Annotated in this window: 14 protein-coding genes; 4 read left to right on the top strand and 10 right to left on the bottom strand. The window is 72.2% G+C overall.

The window, feature by feature from the left end:
• Window positions 1-67 precede the first annotated feature (67 nt).
• The gene (locus KUM38_RS14395; protein WP_217129748.1) at window positions 68-2,275 is read right to left on the bottom strand and encodes an MMPL family transporter; all 2,208 of its coding nucleotides are present in this window, start codon (window positions 2,273-2,275) and stop codon (window positions 68-70) included.
• A 100-nt stretch (window positions 2,276-2,375) separates the two neighbouring features.
• Complete coding sequence (locus KUM38_RS14390) at window positions 2,376-2,975, bottom strand: TetR/AcrR family transcriptional regulator (RefSeq protein ID WP_217129747.1); 600 nt, start codon at window positions 2,973-2,975, stop codon at window positions 2,376-2,378.
• Window positions 2,976-3,150: 175 nt separating this feature from the next.
• Between KUM38_RS14390 and KUM38_RS14385 the strand changes: the two genes are divergently transcribed.
• Entirely contained in the window at window positions 3,151-6,405 is a 3,255-nt protein-coding gene (locus KUM38_RS14385) for a S41 family peptidase (RefSeq protein WP_217129746.1), read from the top strand.
• An 87-nt stretch (window positions 6,406-6,492) separates the two neighbouring features.
• On the opposite strand, the gene KUM38_RS14380 is transcribed toward KUM38_RS14385, so the two are convergent.
• The 4 genes from KUM38_RS14380 to KUM38_RS14365 all read right to left on the bottom strand — a co-directional run bounded on the left by KUM38_RS14380 (window position 6,493) and on the right by KUM38_RS14365 (window position 10,085).
• On the bottom strand, window positions 6,493-6,672 hold the full coding sequence (locus tag KUM38_RS14380) for a hypothetical protein (protein WP_217129745.1): 180 nt from the start codon (window positions 6,670-6,672) through the stop codon (window positions 6,493-6,495).
• A 76-nt stretch (window positions 6,673-6,748) separates the two neighbouring features.
• Window positions 6,749-7,633, bottom strand: a complete 885-nt coding sequence (locus KUM38_RS14375; protein ID WP_217129744.1) for an SDR family oxidoreductase — start codon at window positions 7,631-7,633, stop codon at window positions 6,749-6,751.
• Window positions 7,630-8,559, bottom strand: coding sequence for an alpha/beta fold hydrolase (locus tag KUM38_RS14370; RefSeq protein ID WP_217129743.1), 930 nt, complete (start codon window positions 8,557-8,559; stop codon window positions 7,630-7,632). Before KUM38_RS14370 ends, KUM38_RS14375 begins: the two co-directional genes overlap by 4 nt.
• The gene (locus tag KUM38_RS14365; RefSeq protein WP_217129742.1) at window positions 8,556-10,085 is read right to left on the bottom strand and encodes an NAD(P)/FAD-dependent oxidoreductase; all 1,530 of its coding nucleotides are present in this window, start codon (window positions 10,083-10,085) and stop codon (window positions 8,556-8,558) included. The genes KUM38_RS14370 and KUM38_RS14365 overlap by 4 nt, the downstream gene beginning before the upstream one ends.
• A gap of 177 nt (window positions 10,086-10,262) precedes the next feature.
• Between KUM38_RS14365 and KUM38_RS14360 the strand changes: the two genes are divergently transcribed.
• Entirely contained in the window at window positions 10,263-10,883 is a 621-nt protein-coding gene (locus KUM38_RS14360) for a MerR family transcriptional regulator (protein ID WP_217129886.1), read from the top strand.
• Between the two features lie 118 nt (window positions 10,884-11,001).
• Here the strand turns inward: KUM38_RS14360 and KUM38_RS14355 are convergent, their stop codons facing one another.
• Entirely contained in the window at window positions 11,002-11,493 is a 492-nt protein-coding gene (locus KUM38_RS14355; RefSeq protein ID WP_217129741.1) for a cupin domain-containing protein, read from the bottom strand.
• Window positions 11,494-11,655: 162 nt separating this feature from the next.
• Between KUM38_RS14355 and KUM38_RS14350 the strand changes: the two genes are divergently transcribed.
• Window positions 11,656-13,092 carry a PLP-dependent aminotransferase family protein gene (locus KUM38_RS14350; RefSeq protein ID WP_217129740.1) on the top strand — a complete coding sequence of 479 codons (1,437 nt, stop codon included), beginning with the start codon at window positions 11,656-11,658 and terminating at the stop codon, window positions 13,090-13,092.
• Between the two features lie 198 nt (window positions 13,093-13,290).
• On the opposite strand, the gene KUM38_RS14345 is transcribed toward KUM38_RS14350, so the two are convergent.
• Window positions 13,291-13,776, bottom strand: coding sequence for a carboxymuconolactone decarboxylase family protein (locus tag KUM38_RS14345; RefSeq protein ID WP_217129739.1), 486 nt, complete (start codon window positions 13,774-13,776; stop codon window positions 13,291-13,293).
• Window positions 13,777-13,891: 115 nt separating this feature from the next.
• Window positions 13,892-14,713 (bottom strand): exodeoxyribonuclease III, encoded by an 822-nt coding sequence (locus tag KUM38_RS14340; RefSeq protein ID WP_217129738.1) that lies wholly within the window; start codon window positions 14,711-14,713, stop codon window positions 13,892-13,894.
• A gap of 50 nt (window positions 14,714-14,763) precedes the next feature.
• Between KUM38_RS14340 and KUM38_RS14335 the strand changes: the two genes are divergently transcribed.
• Complete coding sequence (locus KUM38_RS14335; protein ID WP_217129737.1) at window positions 14,764-15,240, top strand: GNAT family N-acetyltransferase; 477 nt, start codon at window positions 14,764-14,766, stop codon at window positions 15,238-15,240.
• 12 nt (window positions 15,241-15,252) lie between these two features.
• On the opposite strand, the gene KUM38_RS14330 is transcribed toward KUM38_RS14335, so the two are convergent.
• Window positions 15,253-15,828 (bottom strand): hypothetical protein, encoded by a 576-nt coding sequence (locus KUM38_RS14330; protein WP_254397156.1) that lies wholly within the window; start codon window positions 15,826-15,828, stop codon window positions 15,253-15,255.
• Window positions 15,829-16,035: the final 207 nt, after the last annotated feature.

Genomic DNA, 16,035 nt, shown 5'->3' with positions numbered 1-16,035 from the left:
AAGCCGGTGAGGGCGCCCCGTCCCCACGGAGCCCTCACCGGCTGGTTCTGTCTGCTCGTTCAGGCCGTCAGGCCCGTACGAGCTCCCGGTCCTCCTCCTTCGGACCGCCCTCCGTGCGCAGGCCCTCGCCCTCGACGTCCACGTTGGGCAGGACGCGGTCCAGCCACTTCGGCAGCCACCAGGCCTTCTCGCCGAGCAGGGCCAGTACCGCCGGGACGATCGCCATGCGGACGACGAACGCGTCGAAGAGGACGGCGACCGCGAGGCCGAAGCCGATCATCTTGACCATCGAGTCGCTGGAGCCGATGAAGCCGGAGAAGACCGCCATCATGATGACCGCCGCCGCGGTCACCACCCGCGCGCTGTACTTGAATCCGGTCACCACGGCCTGGGCGGGCTTCTCGCCGTGGACGTAGGCCTCCCGCATCCGGGTCACGAGGAACACCTCGTAGTCCATGGCCAGTCCGAAGACCACGCCGACCATGAAGATCGGCATCATCGACATGATCGGACCGGTCTCCTCGACGCCCATCAGGCCGGACAGCCAGCCCCACTGGAAGACCGCGACGACCGCGCCGAGGGCCGCCATGACGGACAGCAGGAAGCCGAGGGCCGCCTTCAGCGGGACCAGGATCGAGCGGAACACCACGATCAGCAGCAGGAAGGCCAGGCCGACCACCAGGACCAGGTACGGCACCAGCGCGTCGTTGAGCTTCTGCGAGACGTCGATGTTCATCGCCGTGGCGCCGGTGACCAGGACGTCGGCGCCGGTGTCGGCCTGGATGTCCGCGCCCGTGTCACGGATGTCGTGCACCAGGTCCTCGGTGGTCACCGAGGAGGGCTTGGCGTCGGGGACGACGGTGATCGTCGCCGTGTCGCCGGCCTTGTTGGGCTGTGCCGGGCTGACGTTCACGACGTTGTCGAGGCCCTTGATGTCGTCGCCGGCCTGCTGGAAGACGGCCTGCGGGTCGTCGCTGCCCTTCGCGTCGACCACGACCACCAGCGGGCCGTTGAAGCCGGGGCCGAAGCCCTCGGAGAGCAGGTCGTAGGCGCGGCGCTGGGTCGTGGACGTCGGCTGCGAGCCGTCGTCGGGCAGGCCCAGTTCCAGTGAGGCCGCCGGGACGGCCGCGGCGCCCAGACCGATGATGCCGAGCAGCAGGACGGCCACCGGGCGGCGGACGACGAAGCTCGCCCAGCGGGTGCCCATGTTGGGGCGCTGCGGCTTCTTCGCGGCGCGGCCACCGCCGAGCAGCTTGCTCTTCTCGCCGGCCGGACGGATCCGGCGGCCCGCGTAGCCGAGCAGGGCGGGGATCAGGGTGAGGGCGATCAGGACCGCGAGGGCGACCGTGCCGGCGGCGGCGATGCCCATCTTGGTCAGCATCGGGATGTTGACGACCGACAGGCCCACCAGGGCGATCACGACGGTCAGTCCGGCGAAGACCACCGCGGAGCCCGCCGTGCCGACGGCCCGGCCGACCGCTTCCTCGCGTTCGCGGCCCTCGGCCAGTTCGGCCCGGTAGCGGGAGACGACGAACAACGCGTAGTCGATGCCCACCGCGAGGCCGATCATGCTGGCCAGGATGGAGGTGGTGGAGCCGAGGTCCAGCGTGCTGGCCAGCGCGGTGATGCTGGAGACCCCGATGCCCACGCCGATGACGGCGGTGAGCAGCGGCAGTCCGGCCGCGAGCAGCGAGCCGAAGGTGATGACGAGGACGACCGCGGCGACGCCGATACCGATGATCTCGGCGGTTCCGGTGTGCGGGACGGCCTGGAGGGCGTCACCGCCGATCTCCACGGTCAGCCCGGCGTCGCGGGCGTCCTCGGCGGCGCCCTCCAGGGCGTCGCGGGAGGCGTCCTCCAGCTCCATGCCGGAGACCTTGTAGGTCACCGAGGCGTAGGCGATGGTGCCGTCCTCGCTGACGCCGCCGCCCTGGTACGGGTCGGTGACGCCGGCGACCTCGGAGCCGCCGCCGAGGGTGTCGACGGTGTCCTGGACGGTCTTCTTGTGGTCGGCGTCGGTCATCTTCTCGCCGGCCGGTGCCTTGAAGACGACGCGTGCGGTCGCCCCGTCGGCGCTGGAGCCGGGGAAGCGTTCCTCCAGCAGGTCGAAGGCCTTCTGGGCCTCGGTGCCGGGGATGGAGAAGGACGAGTTGCCGGCCGCCGGGGCACTGGCGGCGCCGGCGCCCGCGAGCGCCAGCAGCGCCACCCAGAACAGGGCTACGAGATGCCGTCGCCTGAAGGCGAACCGGCCGAGTCGATAGAGGAAAGTGGCCACGAGGGCGTACTCCCGGTCAGGTCGTGGTTGCTTCGGGGCAGGTGGAATCAGCCCGACGACGTGAGCGGTGACGTCAGGTGGTGGCTGACCGTGGGGACGGTCAGGGAGTGGGCACGCCGAGGGCGGGGAGCACCACGGCGTCGATGTAAGAGGTGAGGAACTCCCGCGTGGGCGGCAGGTCGTCGATCAGCGTCCGCGTGGCGAACGCGCCGACGAGCATGTGCACCATGTAGTCCAGCGCCGGGTTGCCGGGGCTGATCTCGCCCCGGTCGACCGCGCGCCGGATCATCCGCCGGAACTCCTCCATCTCCGGTTCGACCAGGAGTTCCTTGAACGCCTGGCGGAGATCGTCGTTCATGTGGACGGCCATGGCGAGCGCGCGCATCAGGGCGGCGTTCCGTTCCATGGCGCAGTCGTCCTCACGGCCGACGATGGTGTGCAGGTCGCCGCGCAGGGTCCCGGTGTCGATGTCGGCGATGCCGCCGGGCTTCTGGCTGCGCATCGCTCTCACCACCAGCTCGGCCTTGCCGCCCCACTGGCGGTAGAGGGTGGCCTTGCTGGACCGGGTGCGGGTGGCCACGGCGTCCATGGTGAGGGCGTCGTAGCCGACCTCGCGGAGCAGGTCGAGCACGGCCCCGTACAGCTCGGCCTCGCGCTCGGGGGTGATCCGGCTTCGACGCGTCGTCGCTACTTCGCTCATACCGTTCACCTTCCCGCTCCGGTGTCCGCCGCGTCAAAGGAACGACACGGTTTCGTACAGGACGAAGGTACCCCACCTCGCTAACGAAACGAAACGGTTTCGTTCGTGGTCTGCGTCACGGTTGTCGGTTACTCATAAGTTGCCGGGGTCCTGGCCCCGGCAAAGCATGGGAAGGGTGAGCTATCTGCGTCTGCCCCACCTCAAGGACGACCTGCTGTGCTTCGTGGCCGAGGACGACCTCTGGCTCGCCCCGCTCGACGGCCCCGGCCGCGCCTGGCGGCTCACCGTCGACCGCACCAAGCTCGGCCACCCCCGCTTCTCCCCCGACGGTCGCCACATCGCGTACACGAGCTGGCGCAGCCTCGACCCCGAGGTGCACCTCGTCCCGGTGGACGGCGGACCGGGCCGGCGCCTCACCTACTGGGGCAGCTCCGACACCCGGGTCTGCGGCTGGGCGCCCCCCGACGAGGGCGGCCACGCCGAGATCCTCGCCGTCGCCTCGCACGGCGAGCCCTTCTCGTACTTCACCTGGGCCTACAAGCTCGCCTGTGACGGCAGCCCCGGCCGCAAACTGCCCTGGGGCCCGGTCTCCGACATCCAGGTCGCCGACATCGCCGGGGAACGCAGGTCGCTGCTGCTCACCGGCACCCCGCCGCACGAACCGGCCTCCTGGAAGCGCTACCGGGGCGGCGCCACGGGCAGGCTCTGGCTGCACGGACACCGGCTCCTCGACGGCCTCGACGGCCATCTGCACTCCCCCATGTTCGTCGCCGGCCGGATCGCCTTCCTCTCCGACCACGAGGGCGTCGGCAACCTGTACTCGTGCGCGTACGACGGCTCCGACCTGCGCCGCCACACCGACCACGACTCCTTCTACGCCCGGCACGCCGCCAGCGACGGCACCCGGGTCGTCTACCAGTGCGCCGGCGACCTGTGGCTCGTGGAGGACCTGTCCCCCGGCGCCGCCCCGCGCCGCCTCGACGTGACGCTGAGCGGGCCGCGCTCCGGGCGGCGTCCCTACCAGGTGCCCGCCGCCCGCCACCTCGACGGCATCTCGGTCGACGAGACCGGCCGCGCGAGCGCCGTCGTCGTACGCGGCAGCCTGTACTGGCTCACCCACCGCGACGGTCCCGCGCGCACCCTCACCGACACCCCGGGCGTACGGGTCCGGCTGCCGGAGATGCTCGGCGCGGGCGACCAGGTGGCGTACGTGACGGACGCCGAGGGCGAGGACGCGATCGAGATCGCCTCCCTGCCCCGGGCGACCGGCCAGCGCGCCCCCCGGCGGCTGGCCGCCGGGAAGCTGGGCCGGGTGCTGGAGACGGCGGCCGACCCGGAGGGGCAGCGGCTGGCCGTCGCCGCGCACGACGGACGGCTGCTGCTGGTCGACACCGGCGAAGAGGGCCAGGGAGAGGTCACCGAGCTGATCCACTCCGGCAACGGGCCGGTGCGCGACCTGGCCTTCTCCCCCGACGGGGCCTGGCTGGCCTGGTCCCATCCGGTGATCGGGCGGTCGCTGCGGCAGATCAAGCTCGCCCGGATCAAGGACCGGCTGGTCCTCGACGTCACCAACGGCCGTTTCGAGGACGAGAACCCGGTCTTCACCCGTGACGGCCGCTACCTCGCCTTCCTGTCCTGGCGCGGCTTCGACCCGGTGTACGACGTGCACACCGGCGACCTCTCCTTCCCGCTGGGCTGCCGCCCGTACCTGGTGCCGCTGTCCTCGGCGACCCCCTCCCCGTTCGCGCTGAACCCCGAGGGCCGCCCTGCCGCCGGAGGGCTGGACCCGGTCGAGCGCGAGGAGGCCGAGGAGGGCAGCGAGGGCGGCACGGTGACCGTCGAGGCGGAGGGCCTGGAGAGCAGGGTCACCCCCTTCCCGGTGGCCGCCTCCAAGTACTCGGGGCTGTACCCGGTCGCGGGCTGCGGTCTGGTGTGGCTGCGCTGGCCGATCTCCGGCGCGCTCGGCGAGACCTTCGCCAACCCGAACGACGTCAGCGGCCGCCCGACCCTGGAGCACTTCGGCATCGGCAAGGCGAAGAAGTCCGAACTCGTCGCGGACCTGGACTTCTTCGCGGTCAGCGGTGACGGCACCCGGCTGGTCGTGGTCGACGAGGGCGAGCTGCGCGCGGTGCCCGCCACCGAGCCCGGCGACAGCGACTCCACGGTGTGGATCGACTCCCGCCGCATCCTGCACGAGGCCGACCCGGCCGCCGAGTGGCGCCAGGCGTACGCGGAGGCCGGGCGGCTGATCCGCGCCTACTTCTGGGAACCGGACATGTGCGGCATCGACTGGGACGCGGTCCTGGAGCAGTACCGCCCGCTGGTCGAACGGGTCGCCTCCCCCGACGAGTTCGCGGACCTGCTGCGCGAGGTGCTCGGCGAACTCGGCACCTCCCACGCCTATGTCACCGCCGCCCGCCGCAACGAGGGCCCCCCGCACTACCAGCGCCGCCAGGGCCTGCTCGGCGCCAACCTCGCCCCCCGCGAGAAAGGCTGGACCGTCAAGCGGATCCTGCCCGGCGACTCCTCCGACTCCCGCGCCCGCTCCCCGCTGGCCGGCGCCGGCATCCGCGAGGGCGCGGTCCTCACCCACGTCGACGGCCGCCCGGTGGACCCGGTCACGGGCCCTTATCCGCTGCTCGCCGGCGCGGGCGGTACGACGGTGGAGCTGACGTTCCTCCCCGCCGGGAGCGACGGCCCGCCCCGCCGGATCGCCGTCGTGCCCCTCATCGACGAGACACCGCTGCGCTACCAGGACTGGGTCGCCAAACGCCGCGCGGTGGTACGGGAGTTGAGCGGCGGCCGGTGCGGCTATCTGCACATCCCCGACATGGGCGGCTCCGGCTGGGCCCAGTTCAACCGCGACGTGCGCATGGAGATGTCACGCCCCGCGCTGATCGTGGACGTGCGCGGCAACGCCGGCGGCCACATCAGCGAACTCGTCGTCGAGAAGCTGACCCGCACCATCATCGGCTGGGACCTCACCCGCGACGCCCAGCCCGTCTCGTACGCCTCCAACGCCCCCCGCGGACCGATCGTGGCCCTCGCGGACGAGGCGACCAGCTCCGACGGCGACATGATCACCGCCGCGTTCAAACTGCTCGGGCTGGGCCCCGTGGTGGGCCAGCGCACCTGGGGCGGGGTGGTCGGCATGACCGGCCGGCACCGGCTCGGCGACGGCACGGTGATCACGGTGCCGATGAACGCGGCCTGGTTCGACGCGTACGGCTGGTCCGTGGAGAACAAGGGCGTCACCCCCGACCTGGAGGCGCTGCGCACCCCGCTGGACTGGGCCGAGGGCCGCTACGCGGTGCTCGACGACGCGGTACGGCTCGCCCTGGACCTGCTGGAGTCCAACCCCCCGGCGACGCCTCCGACTTACCGCGACGTGCCCGACCGCTCCCGGCCGAAGCTGCCGCCCCGGACGTGAGAAGGGGTGCCCCTTCGCCATAGGGCACCCCTTCCACTGCAGCGCACGACGCGTTCAGACGCGTTCAGACGTCCTCAGCGCTCGACGTCAGACGTCGTAGTCCTGGTCGAAGCGCTCCTCGGACTCCCGTCGACGCCGCTGCTCGTCCGTGTCCTCGTCCCGCCGGCGGCCGCGGTTCTGCAGCTGCTCCTTGCCCTGCTGGGCACGCTGCCTGGCCTGCTGCTGGAACTGCTCGGACTTCTCCTGGAACTGGTCCTTCATACCCATGTGGGTTCACTCCCGTTGTGGGGTGGGGGAACTTGCCCGACCAGATTCACACGGCCCGTCACCCCCCGCATGTCGATCAGTCACGGACCGTGTTCCGGTGCTGTTCATCGGCGTTGCCGCCCGCCCCGACCAACCCCGTGCGGACACCCGCGAGCCGGTCTCCGAACCGCCGCATCTCCCGTTGCCCCACGGTCCCGATGACCGCGGGCAGATACCCGCGCACGCCCTGCATCCCGCGCAGCCACCACTGCCCGTACACATGGCTCGCCCGCCGCTCGATGCCGGCCACCAGCCGGTCCACCGCGGGCCCCAGCGGATAGGTCTTGTCGGCCGGCCACGGCAGCCGCTGCCGCAACTCCCGCATCACGTCGTCCTGATCGGCCCCGCGCACCATGTCGGTGTCGGTCCACGACAGATACCCGACGCCCACCTTCACGCCCCGGTACCCGACTTCCGCCCGCAGCGCGTGCGCGTACGCCTCCACACCGGACTTGGAGGCGCAGTACGCCGTCATCATCGGCGCCGGGGTGATCGCCGCGAGGGAGGCGATCTGGAGCAGGTAGCCCCGGCTCTCGACGAGCAGCGGCAGGAACGCCCGCGCGGTGACCGCCGATCCGATCAGGTTCACCTCTATCACCCGCCGCCAGGACTCCGGATCGGAGTCGGCGAACGGACCGCCCGTCGCCACACCGGCGTTGGCGACCACGATGTCGACCCGGCCGAACCGCTCCCGGACCTCCCCGGCGACCCGGGCCATCGCCTCGTGGTCGGTGACGTCCGCGCACCAGTGGTCGCTGTCGCCGTGCAGCCGCGCGGAAACGTCCTTCAGCGCGTCCGGCTCCAGCCCGACCAGCGCCACCCGCACCCCGCGCGCGGAGAGCTTGCGCGCCAGCAACTCCCCCACCCCGCGCGCCGCTCCGGTGACGACGGCGACCTTTCCTTCGAGACTGACCCTGCTCATGCGCTCTCCTCGACGGCGGGTACGGCGGGTATGTGGGCGGCGGCCAGGGCCCGGATCTTCCCGGTGACCAGATCGGGCGCCTCGACCGGTGTCATGTGGCCGATCCCGGGGAGCTCGGTGACGCCGAGGCAGTCAGGCAGCGCGGCGGCGATCGACCGGGCGTGCACGGGCGGGGTGAGCCGGTCCGCGCCGCCGGCGACGATCTCGACCGGTACGCGCAACTCCGCGAGGGAGTGGTCGAGATCGAGCCCGTCGAGCACGTGCGACCAGGCGTGGCGCGCCGCGCGCGGGCAGGCGTGCACGATGCGGGCGCACGCCTCCACCATGTCCGGGGCGGAAGCGGGGCCCATCGTCGCGTACTTGAGGATCCGGCGGGCGAGCGGCGTGACCGGTCCGAGCGGGGCCCGGGAGCCGAGGATGCGCCCGGTCAGCCGGGCCCGCACCCGCCCCGGCCGCAGCGGCAGCACCGTCGACTCGGTGACCAGCCGCGAACTGCCCGTGCTGCACAGCAGGACGGCGGCCACGTGCTCGCGGAACGCGGGCCTGGTGGCGGCGGCCATCACCGTCATCCCGCCCATGGAGTGCCCGGCGACCACGGCCCGTTCCCCCGGCGCGAGGGTGGCGGCGAGGACGGCCTCGAGATCGTCGGCGAGCGCGTCGGTGCTGCACACCGGGCTCGCGGGGGTGCGTCCGTGGCCGCGCTGGTCGTAGGCGATGACCCGGTGGTCGGCGGCCAGTTGGCGTATCTGCGCCGCCCAGAAGGCGGTCGAGCAGGTCCAGCCGTGGGCGAGGACGACCGCGGGCGCCCGTTCGGGGCCGTGCACCTCGACGTGCAGCCGGGCGCCGTCGGCGGAGCGGGCGGTCAGCTCACGGGCGGCGGCGGGCGGGGCGTACGGCCCGGAGACGACGTGGGCGATGCGGCTCACGCGGTCACCTCGGCGTTCTCCCGGGTGCCCTCCGCCGCGGTCGGGACGCTGCGGAGCACGGCGTACTCGGCGAGGTCGACCCGCCGGGTCTCCCGCCGGAACTCACTCGTCGTACCGGGCCAGATGGTGGTGTTGCGCCCGCTCTCGTCGAGGTACCAGCTGGTGCAGCCGCCGGTGTTCCACACCGTGCGCTTCATCCGCTCCTGCACCCGGTGGTTCCAGGCCCGTACGGCACTCGGGCGGGCGTCGAGGGCGACCCGGCCACCGAGGACGTCCAGCTGGCGCAGGTAGTCGGCCAGGTAGTTCAGCTGGGACTCGATCATGAGGATCATGGAGGAGTTCCCGAGGCCGGTGTTGGGCCCGATGATCGTCATCCAGTTGGGGAACCCGGCGGCGGCCGCCCCGCGCAGCGCCTGCATGCCGCCCGCCCAGCTCTCGGCGAGGGTCTTGCCCTCCGCGCCGACGACCCGCTCGGCGATGGGCATGTCGGTGACGTGGAACCCGGTCCCGAAGACGATCGCGTCGACCTCGGCCTCGGTCCCGTCGGCGCCGACGACGGTCGACCCGCGCACCTCGCTCAGCCCGCTCGCGACGACGTCGACGTTGGGCTGCGCGAGCGCCGGATAGTACGTGCTCGACAGCAGGATCCGCTTGCAGCCGATGCGGTAGTCGGGGGTGAGCCTGGCACGCAGGGCCGGGTCCTTGATGGCGCGGCCCATGTTGCGCTTGGCCAGCTGCTCGACGAAGCCGAGCTCGCCGGGGTGCTTGGTGAACGCCTGGACCTGCAGCTCCCTGATGCCCCAGAGCAGTCCGCGGCGCAGCTTGGTGGTGACGGGCAGCGCCCGGTGCAGGGCGCGCTCGGCGCCGCTGATGGGCCGGTCGACGCGGGGCAGGACCCAGGCGGGGGTGCGCTGGAAGAGGGTGAGCCGCGAGACGAGCGGCTGGACGGCCGGCACGATCTGGATCGCCGAGGCGCCGGTGCCGACCACGGCGACCCGCTTGCCGCGCAGGTCGTAGTCGTGGTCCCACCGGGCGGAGTGGAACACCTTGCCGGGGAAGGTGTCGAGTCCGGGGATGTCCGGGAGCTTGGGCTCGGACAACGGCCCGGTGGCGGAGACGACCACGTCCGCGCTGAGGTGACCGCTGCTCGTCTCGATCTCCCACCGCATCCGCTCGCCGTCCCACACCATCCGCTTCACCTCCGAGTCGAAGCGGATGTGGGGCCGCAGGCCGAAGACGTCGGTGACGTGCTCCAGGTAGGCGCGGATGTGCCGCTGCCCGGAGAAGGAGCGGGGCCAGTCGGGATTGGGCGCGAAGGAGAACGAGTACAGGTGCGACGGCACGTCGCACGCGCACCCGGGATAGCTGTTGTCGCGCCAGGTGCCGCCGACACTGCTCGCCCGCTCCAGGACGACGAAGTCGGTGATCCCCTCGCGCCGCAGCCGCACGGCGGCCCCGAGCCCGCCGAATCCGGACCCGACCACCGCCACTCGTACATGTTCGTGCTCGTGCTCGTGCTCGGCCATCCCGAAGCCTCCACGCATCGCTCAGAACTCCGCCAGTGAACACTGGCGCAATGGGGAGCGTAGAGCAGCTCCCTACTGATGGGTAGGGGGCGCGCGAGGAAAGTTACCGCCGGTACGTCCTAGGCTTCAGACGTGGCAGAAGACAGCGAAGTACCCGGTGAGCGGCGCGAGTACCGCATGGACGAGCTGGCCCGGCTGGCCGGCATCACGGTGCGCACGCTGCGCTTCTACCGCGAGCGCAAGCTGATCCCGCCACCGCGTCGCGAGGGCCGCATCGCCTGGTACGACGACCACCACCTGGCCCGGCTGCGCACGATCACGGCGCTCCTGGAACGCGGCCACACCCTGAACGGCATAGCGGAACTCGCCGAGGCCTTCGACCACGGCCGCGACGTCGGCGAACTCCTCGGCATGGACACCCCCACCGAGGAGACCCCGGTCCGCCTCACCCCCGAGGAACTCGCCGACCACTTCTCCGGGGAGGTCACCCCGGAGAACCTGGCCGCCGCACTGGACCTCGGCTACCTCGGCGTCGACGGCGAGGAGATCGTCCACATCAGCCGGCGCCTGCTGGACGTGTCGTCGGCCCTGGTCCGCGAGGGCATCCCGCTCGGGGAGGTGCTCCGCACCGGCGCGGAGGCCCGCGTCCACGCCGACGCGCTGGCCGACCTCTTCGCCGGCCTGATCCTCCGCCACGCCCCGGAGGAGGCCCTCCACCGCCTGCGCCCGCTGGCCCGCAGCGTGGTGGACGCGGAACTGTCCCTGGCGCTGGACCGCAGGCTGCGCAAACGGGACTGACCGCCGCCGGCGGTCGGGGAGTCGTGCCCGCACCGCTCGTCGACGCGTCCTGCCGGCGACGCGTCCTGTCGGCGACGCGTCCCGCCGGCGGCGCAGGCGGGCCCGGCTCCGCGACCGGTCAGTCGTCGGCGAGCTCCGCCTGCCAGAGAGGGCTGGCGTAGTAGTGGTTGTCGTACCGCTCGGAACTGGCCTTGATGTCCTCGACGGTGGCCTCCCCCCGGTACACGCGCTCCAGCAGACGGTAGTAGTCGAAGCGGTCCATACCGGGGGTGAAGGCGACCAGGACGTCGGCCTCCTCACCCCGGGCCGGGGCGAAGGCGTGCGGCAGGCGCGGCGGCACCGTCACGAAGTCGCCCTGCTCCAGGGTGACGATCCGGTCACCGAGCAGCACCCGCAGGCTGCCGCCGAGCACGAAGAACATCTCGGTCGCCCTGGTGTGGAAGTGGGCGGGGGCGCCCGGGGAACCCTTGTGCAGGGTGGCCCGGTTGGCCGTCAGCGCCCCCTGGGTCCGATCGGAGTCGGCGAGCAGGGTGATGAGGCTGGTGGCCCCGTCCTGCAACGTCTCGGCGGAATCGGCACGGACGAGAACGGGGTGGGTGGACGCGTTCACGGGGTTCTCCTCGGGCGTGGTCGGGTCGGGTCGGTACGACTGCGAGGAGCGGACCCGCACGGGTTGCCCCGGGCCGTCTTCGGCCCCCGGTCTCGCGCCGGGCCCCGTTCCTCGTGACCACCACGCTATGTACGCGAAAGACCCCGCGTAGGGTGCATTCCCATGGCTGATTCATGGGTCAATCCGGCCGAGCGCATCGGCAGTGACCTCCACCTGGACCTGGACACGGCCAAAGGCGGCAGCCGTCGCGCCGTACTCGGTCGCGCGCTGCGCGAGGCGATAGCGGAGGGCCGGCTGGCACCGGGCACCCGGCTCCCTCCTTACCGGTCGCTCGCCGCCGACCTCGGGCTGGCCCGCAACACCGTCGCCGAGACCTACGCCGAACTCGTCGCCGAGGGCTGGCTGATCGCCCGCCAGGGGTCGGGGACCCGGGTGGCGCCCAGGGCGAGACCGGCCGCTTCCCCGCGCGTCCCCAAGCCGGTGCCGGCCCGCCCGGAGCCGCCCGCCCACAACCTGCGGCAAGGCCTGCCGGATGCCGCCTCCTTCCCCCGTACGGCCTGGCTGGCCGCCGCACGGCGGGCACTGAACGCGGCGCCCAGCGAGGCGTTCGGGCCCGGTGATCCCCGCGGACGGCCCGAGCTGCGGCGTGCCCTCGCCGCGTACCTCTCCCGCGTGCGGGGCGTGCGCACCAGCCCCGAGACGATCGTCGTGTGCTCCGGTGTCGCGCACGCCCTGAGGCTGCTCTTCGGCGGGAAGGTACTGCGCGGCCCCCTGGCCGTGGAGTCCTACGGGCTGCCGTTCCACCGGTCGGTCCTGGAGGCCGCGCAGGTGCGGACCGTGCCCCTGACACTGGACGAGCAGGGGGCGCGCACCACGGAGCTGTTCGCGCTGAAGGGCGTACGGGCGGCGCTGCTCACCCCCGCCCACCAGTTCCCCACCGGAGGACCGCTCCACCCCGAGCGGCGGGCCGCAGCGGTGGACTGGGCGCGCGGGAGCGGGGGCGTGCTGCTGGAGGACGACTACGACGGGGAGTTCCGCTACGACCGGGAACCGGTGGGTGCCGTCCAGGGACTCGATCCGCAGCGCGTCGTGTACCTCGGCTCGCTCAGCAAGAGCCTCTCCCCCGCGCTGCGGCTGGGGTGGATGGTGCTGCCGGACCACCTGGTGGAGCCCGTGCTGCGCGCCAAGGGCGAGCGCGAGGCGTGGGCCGGTGTCATGGACCAGCTGACATTCGCCGACCTCATCGAGTCGGGCCACTACGACCGGCACATCCGCCGGACCCGGCAACGCTACCGGGACCGCAGGGACCGTCTGGTCGCCCTTCTCGCCCGCCGGGCGCCGCACGTCGTGCCCACCGGCATCGCCGCCGGACTGCACGCGGTGCTGAGCCTTCCGCCCGGCAGCGAACGGTCGGTGACCAAGGCCGCGGCCTGGCAGCGCGTCGCCGTGGACGGGCTCGCCGACTTCCGGCACCCGGCCGCCACCATGCCCGCGCACGACGGCCTGGTCGTCGGCTACGCCGCACCCCCCGACCACGGTTTCGGGGCGGCGCTCGACGCCCTCTGCCGCATCCTGCCCCCACCGCCCGACGAGGACTGACGGCCGCGGGGGCGGGCAGGACGGGCGGACCCGCGACAAGGGGCCAGGCCGAGGGCGATCATGCGGCGGGCCCCGCCGAAGACCACCGCGTACGCGCTCACCACCCGCTCCAGGCCCTGAGCGGTGAAGCCGGGGGCTGAGCCGATCCGCGGGCCGGCCTCCGCGGCCCGCCGGCGGCACCCGGTCGCGTACCGGTGCTCACCGACGGGCTCCCCGCTGGTCGGTGCCCGGCGCCTTGGCCGTGCTCAGGGCGATGCGGTTCCAGGTGTTGATGGTGAGGATCAGGGCGAGCAGGCGGGCCAGTTCGTCATCGGCGAACTGGGCGGCCGCACGGCGGTAGACCGCGTCGGGCACCCCGCCGTCGGAGACGAGGGTGACCGCTTCGGCGAGTTCGAGCGCGGCCTGCTCGGGCTCCGTGAAGAAGTTCCTCGCCTCCCGCCACACGGAGATCATGTGCAGCCGCTCCTCGCTCTCCCCCGCCTTGCGGGCGTCGGAGGTGTGCATGTGCAGGCAGTACGCGCAGCCGTTGAGCTGTGAGGAGCGGATCTGGACCAGTTCGACGAGCGCCGGGTCCAGGCCCTCGCGGGCCGCCGCGTCGAAGGAGATGAGCGCCTTGAACGCCTTGGGCGCCGCCTTGGCGAAGTCGACGCGGGTGCTGTCGGTGGTGGTGCTCTCGTTCGTCATGAACACGACGCTACGGTCGTGAAGGACCCCCGACAGAGTTCATTCCGGTGCCCGATCCATGGGTCAATCCGGCCGTGCTCCCGCCGCACGCACCGGCGCCCCCGGCACGCCGGCATCAGCCCGCCCCGGCGGGAACCCCCTCGTAGACCACCGTCACCGGCGCGTGGTCCGACCACCGCTCGGCGTGTGTGGCGGCGCGCTCGACGCGAGCGGTGACCGCCCGTCCCGCGAGCCCCGGGGTCGCCATGTGGTAGTCGATCCTCCATCCGGTGTCGTTGTCGAAGGCCCGCCCCCGGTACGACCACCAGGTGTACGGCCCGTCCACGTCCGGGTGCAACGCCCGCACGACGTCGACGTACCCGCCGTCCGCCGGATCGAGCACCCGGGACAGCCACTCCCGCTCCTCCGGCAGGAACCCGGAACTCTTGGTGTTCCCGCGCCAGTTCTTCAGGTCGGCCTTCTCGTGGGCGATGTTCCAGTCCCCGCACACGACGACCTCCCGCCCCTCGGCGGCGGCCCGCTCCCGCAGCCCCTTGAGATGGACGAGGAACTGGTCCATGAACCGGACCTTCTCCTCCTGCCGCTCGGTCCCGACCTCCCCGGACGGCAGATAGAGCGAGGCGACGGTCACCCCGGGCAGATCGACCTCCGCATACCGCCCGCTGTCATCGAACTCGTCCGACCCGAACCCCACCTGAACGCGCTCGGGCTCACGTCGGGAGTACAGGGACACCCCCGCACGCCCCTTGGCGGCGGCGGGCGCGTGCACGACATGCCACCCCTCGGGCTCCCGCACCTGCTCCGGCAGCTGCTTCGCCTCCGCCCGCACCTCCTGCAGGCACAGCACATCGGCGGAGGTCCCGGCCAGCCACTCCACGAAGCCCTTCTTGGCGGCGGCCCGCAGTCCATTGACGTTGACGGAGGTCACAGTGAGCATCAGGGCACGATACGGCACTCCAGGTGCGGGCGTGTTTTACGGTATTCGGCATGGATATCCGCCGGGTCCCCTACGACCACCCCGACGCCGTGAAGCTGGACGCCGAAGTCCAGGCCGAGTACCACGTCCGCTACGGCGACGGCGGCGACGCCACCCCCATGGACCCGGCGGACTTCAGGCCCCCGAACGGCACCTACCTGATCGCGTACGACGAGTCCGGCGTCCCCGTGGCCTCCGGCGGCTGGCGCGCCCAGGACGCCAACGGCGAGGGCAACCGGGACGGCGACGCCGAGCTGAAGCGCATGTACGTGATCGAGCAGATGCGCGGCCGGGGCCTGGCCCGCCGCGTCCTGGCCGCCCTGGAGGAGGACGCCCGCGCGGCCGGCCGCGTCCGCATGGTCCTGGAGACCGGCACGAAGCAGCCGGAGGCCATCGCCCTGTACACCTCCAGCGGCTACGAACCCTGCGAGAAGTTCGGCTACTACCGCTTCCACGAGGAGAGCCGCTGCTACGCGAAGACGCTGTAGCGGCCGGCCCGGTCAGCCCAGGTCGAGCCGGAAGTACGCCGCGTCACGAGACGTGCCGTAGGGCCAGCCGACCTCCACGGTGACCGGGACCCCCCGTCTGCTCGGCTCGACACGGACCGGGACGCCGCGTGTCTCGTCCGCGCCGAGAGGCCGGGCGAGGGCGGAGTCGCACTCCCTCCGGTTCAGCCATGTCAGGTCGTGGCCGACGAGGTCGTCCACGGGCTCGCCCTCCCGGACCTCGAGCGTCTCGCACGTACCGCCGAACGACACCTCCTCGTCGGTGTCGTTCTCATAGGTGACCGTCAAGCCGTACGTGCCGTCGGGCTCCCGTCGCGGAGGGCTGACCGTGACCTTCAGACCGTCCTCGTACCGGGCGGTCGCACCGGGGCCGAGCGGATCCCACTTGTCGCCGGAGGCCCCGGCCTGCTCCAACTGGCCGGACCCGTCCAGTCCCTTCTCGAACTCGTCCAGCGCCCAGGCGCCCCAGGCGAGCAGGCCGAGAAAGAGCAACAGCGCGATGGCACAGCCGATGAAGCACCCCGATTCCTTCGCGGCCGGGGTACCAGCAGGAACCACATCCGTATCCATGCGGGCCACGGTAGAAACCGGCCCTCCGCCCGATCATGAGCGCGCGTACTCATAAATCATTCCGGTAACGCCGACGGCCACCCGAGTACCGGACGAAGCGAGATCCGCTGCCCGAGCGTCCCGGGCCGGGCGTCGCATCCCGCCCACCCAGTGGCCGAATCCCGTCTGAGTACACCTACTCAAACGCCCTGGTGGCCGATACGGATG

The organism is Streptomyces sp. AC558_RSS880, assembly GCF_019049255.1.
Taxonomy (GTDB): Bacteria; Actinomycetota; Actinomycetes; order Streptomycetales; family Streptomycetaceae; genus Streptomyces.
This window is presented reverse-complemented; position numbering and strand designations above follow the sequence as displayed.

Bases quoted from the DNA above. Each gene is read 5' to 3' on its own strand.
- KUM38_RS14340 (WP_217129738.1), bottom strand. From the start codon at position 14,713: ATGCTCACTGTGACCTCCGTCAACGTCAATGGACTGCGGGCCGCCGCC.
- KUM38_RS14345 (WP_217129739.1), bottom strand. From the start codon at position 13,776: ATGACGAACGAGAGCACCACCACCGACAGCACCCGCGTCGACTTCGCC.
- KUM38_RS14375 (WP_217129744.1), bottom strand. From the start codon at position 7,633: ATGAGCAGGGTCAGTCTCGAAGGAAAGGTCGCCGTCGTCACCGGAGCG.
- KUM38_RS14365 (WP_217129742.1), bottom strand. From the start codon at position 10,085: ATGGCCGAGCACGAGCACGAGCACGAACATGTACGAGTGGCGGTGGTC.
- KUM38_RS14335 (WP_217129737.1), top strand. From the start codon at position 14,764: ATGGATATCCGCCGGGTCCCCTACGACCACCCCGACGCCGTGAAGCTG.
- KUM38_RS14360 (WP_217129886.1), top strand. From the start codon at position 10,263: ATGGACGAGCTGGCCCGGCTGGCCGGCATCACGGTGCGCACGCTGCGC.
- KUM38_RS14390 (WP_217129747.1), bottom strand. From the start codon at position 2,975: ATGAGCGAAGTAGCGACGACGCGTCGAAGCCGGATCACCCCCGAGCGC.
- KUM38_RS14380 (WP_217129745.1), bottom strand. From the start codon at position 6,672: ATGGGTATGAAGGACCAGTTCCAGGAGAAGTCCGAGCAGTTCCAGCAG.
- KUM38_RS14350 (WP_217129740.1), top strand. From the start codon at position 11,656: ATGGCTGATTCATGGGTCAATCCGGCCGAGCGCATCGGCAGTGACCTC.
- KUM38_RS14330 (WP_254397156.1), bottom strand. From the start codon at position 15,828: ATGGATACGGATGTGGTTCCTGCTGGTACCCCGGCCGCGAAGGAATCG.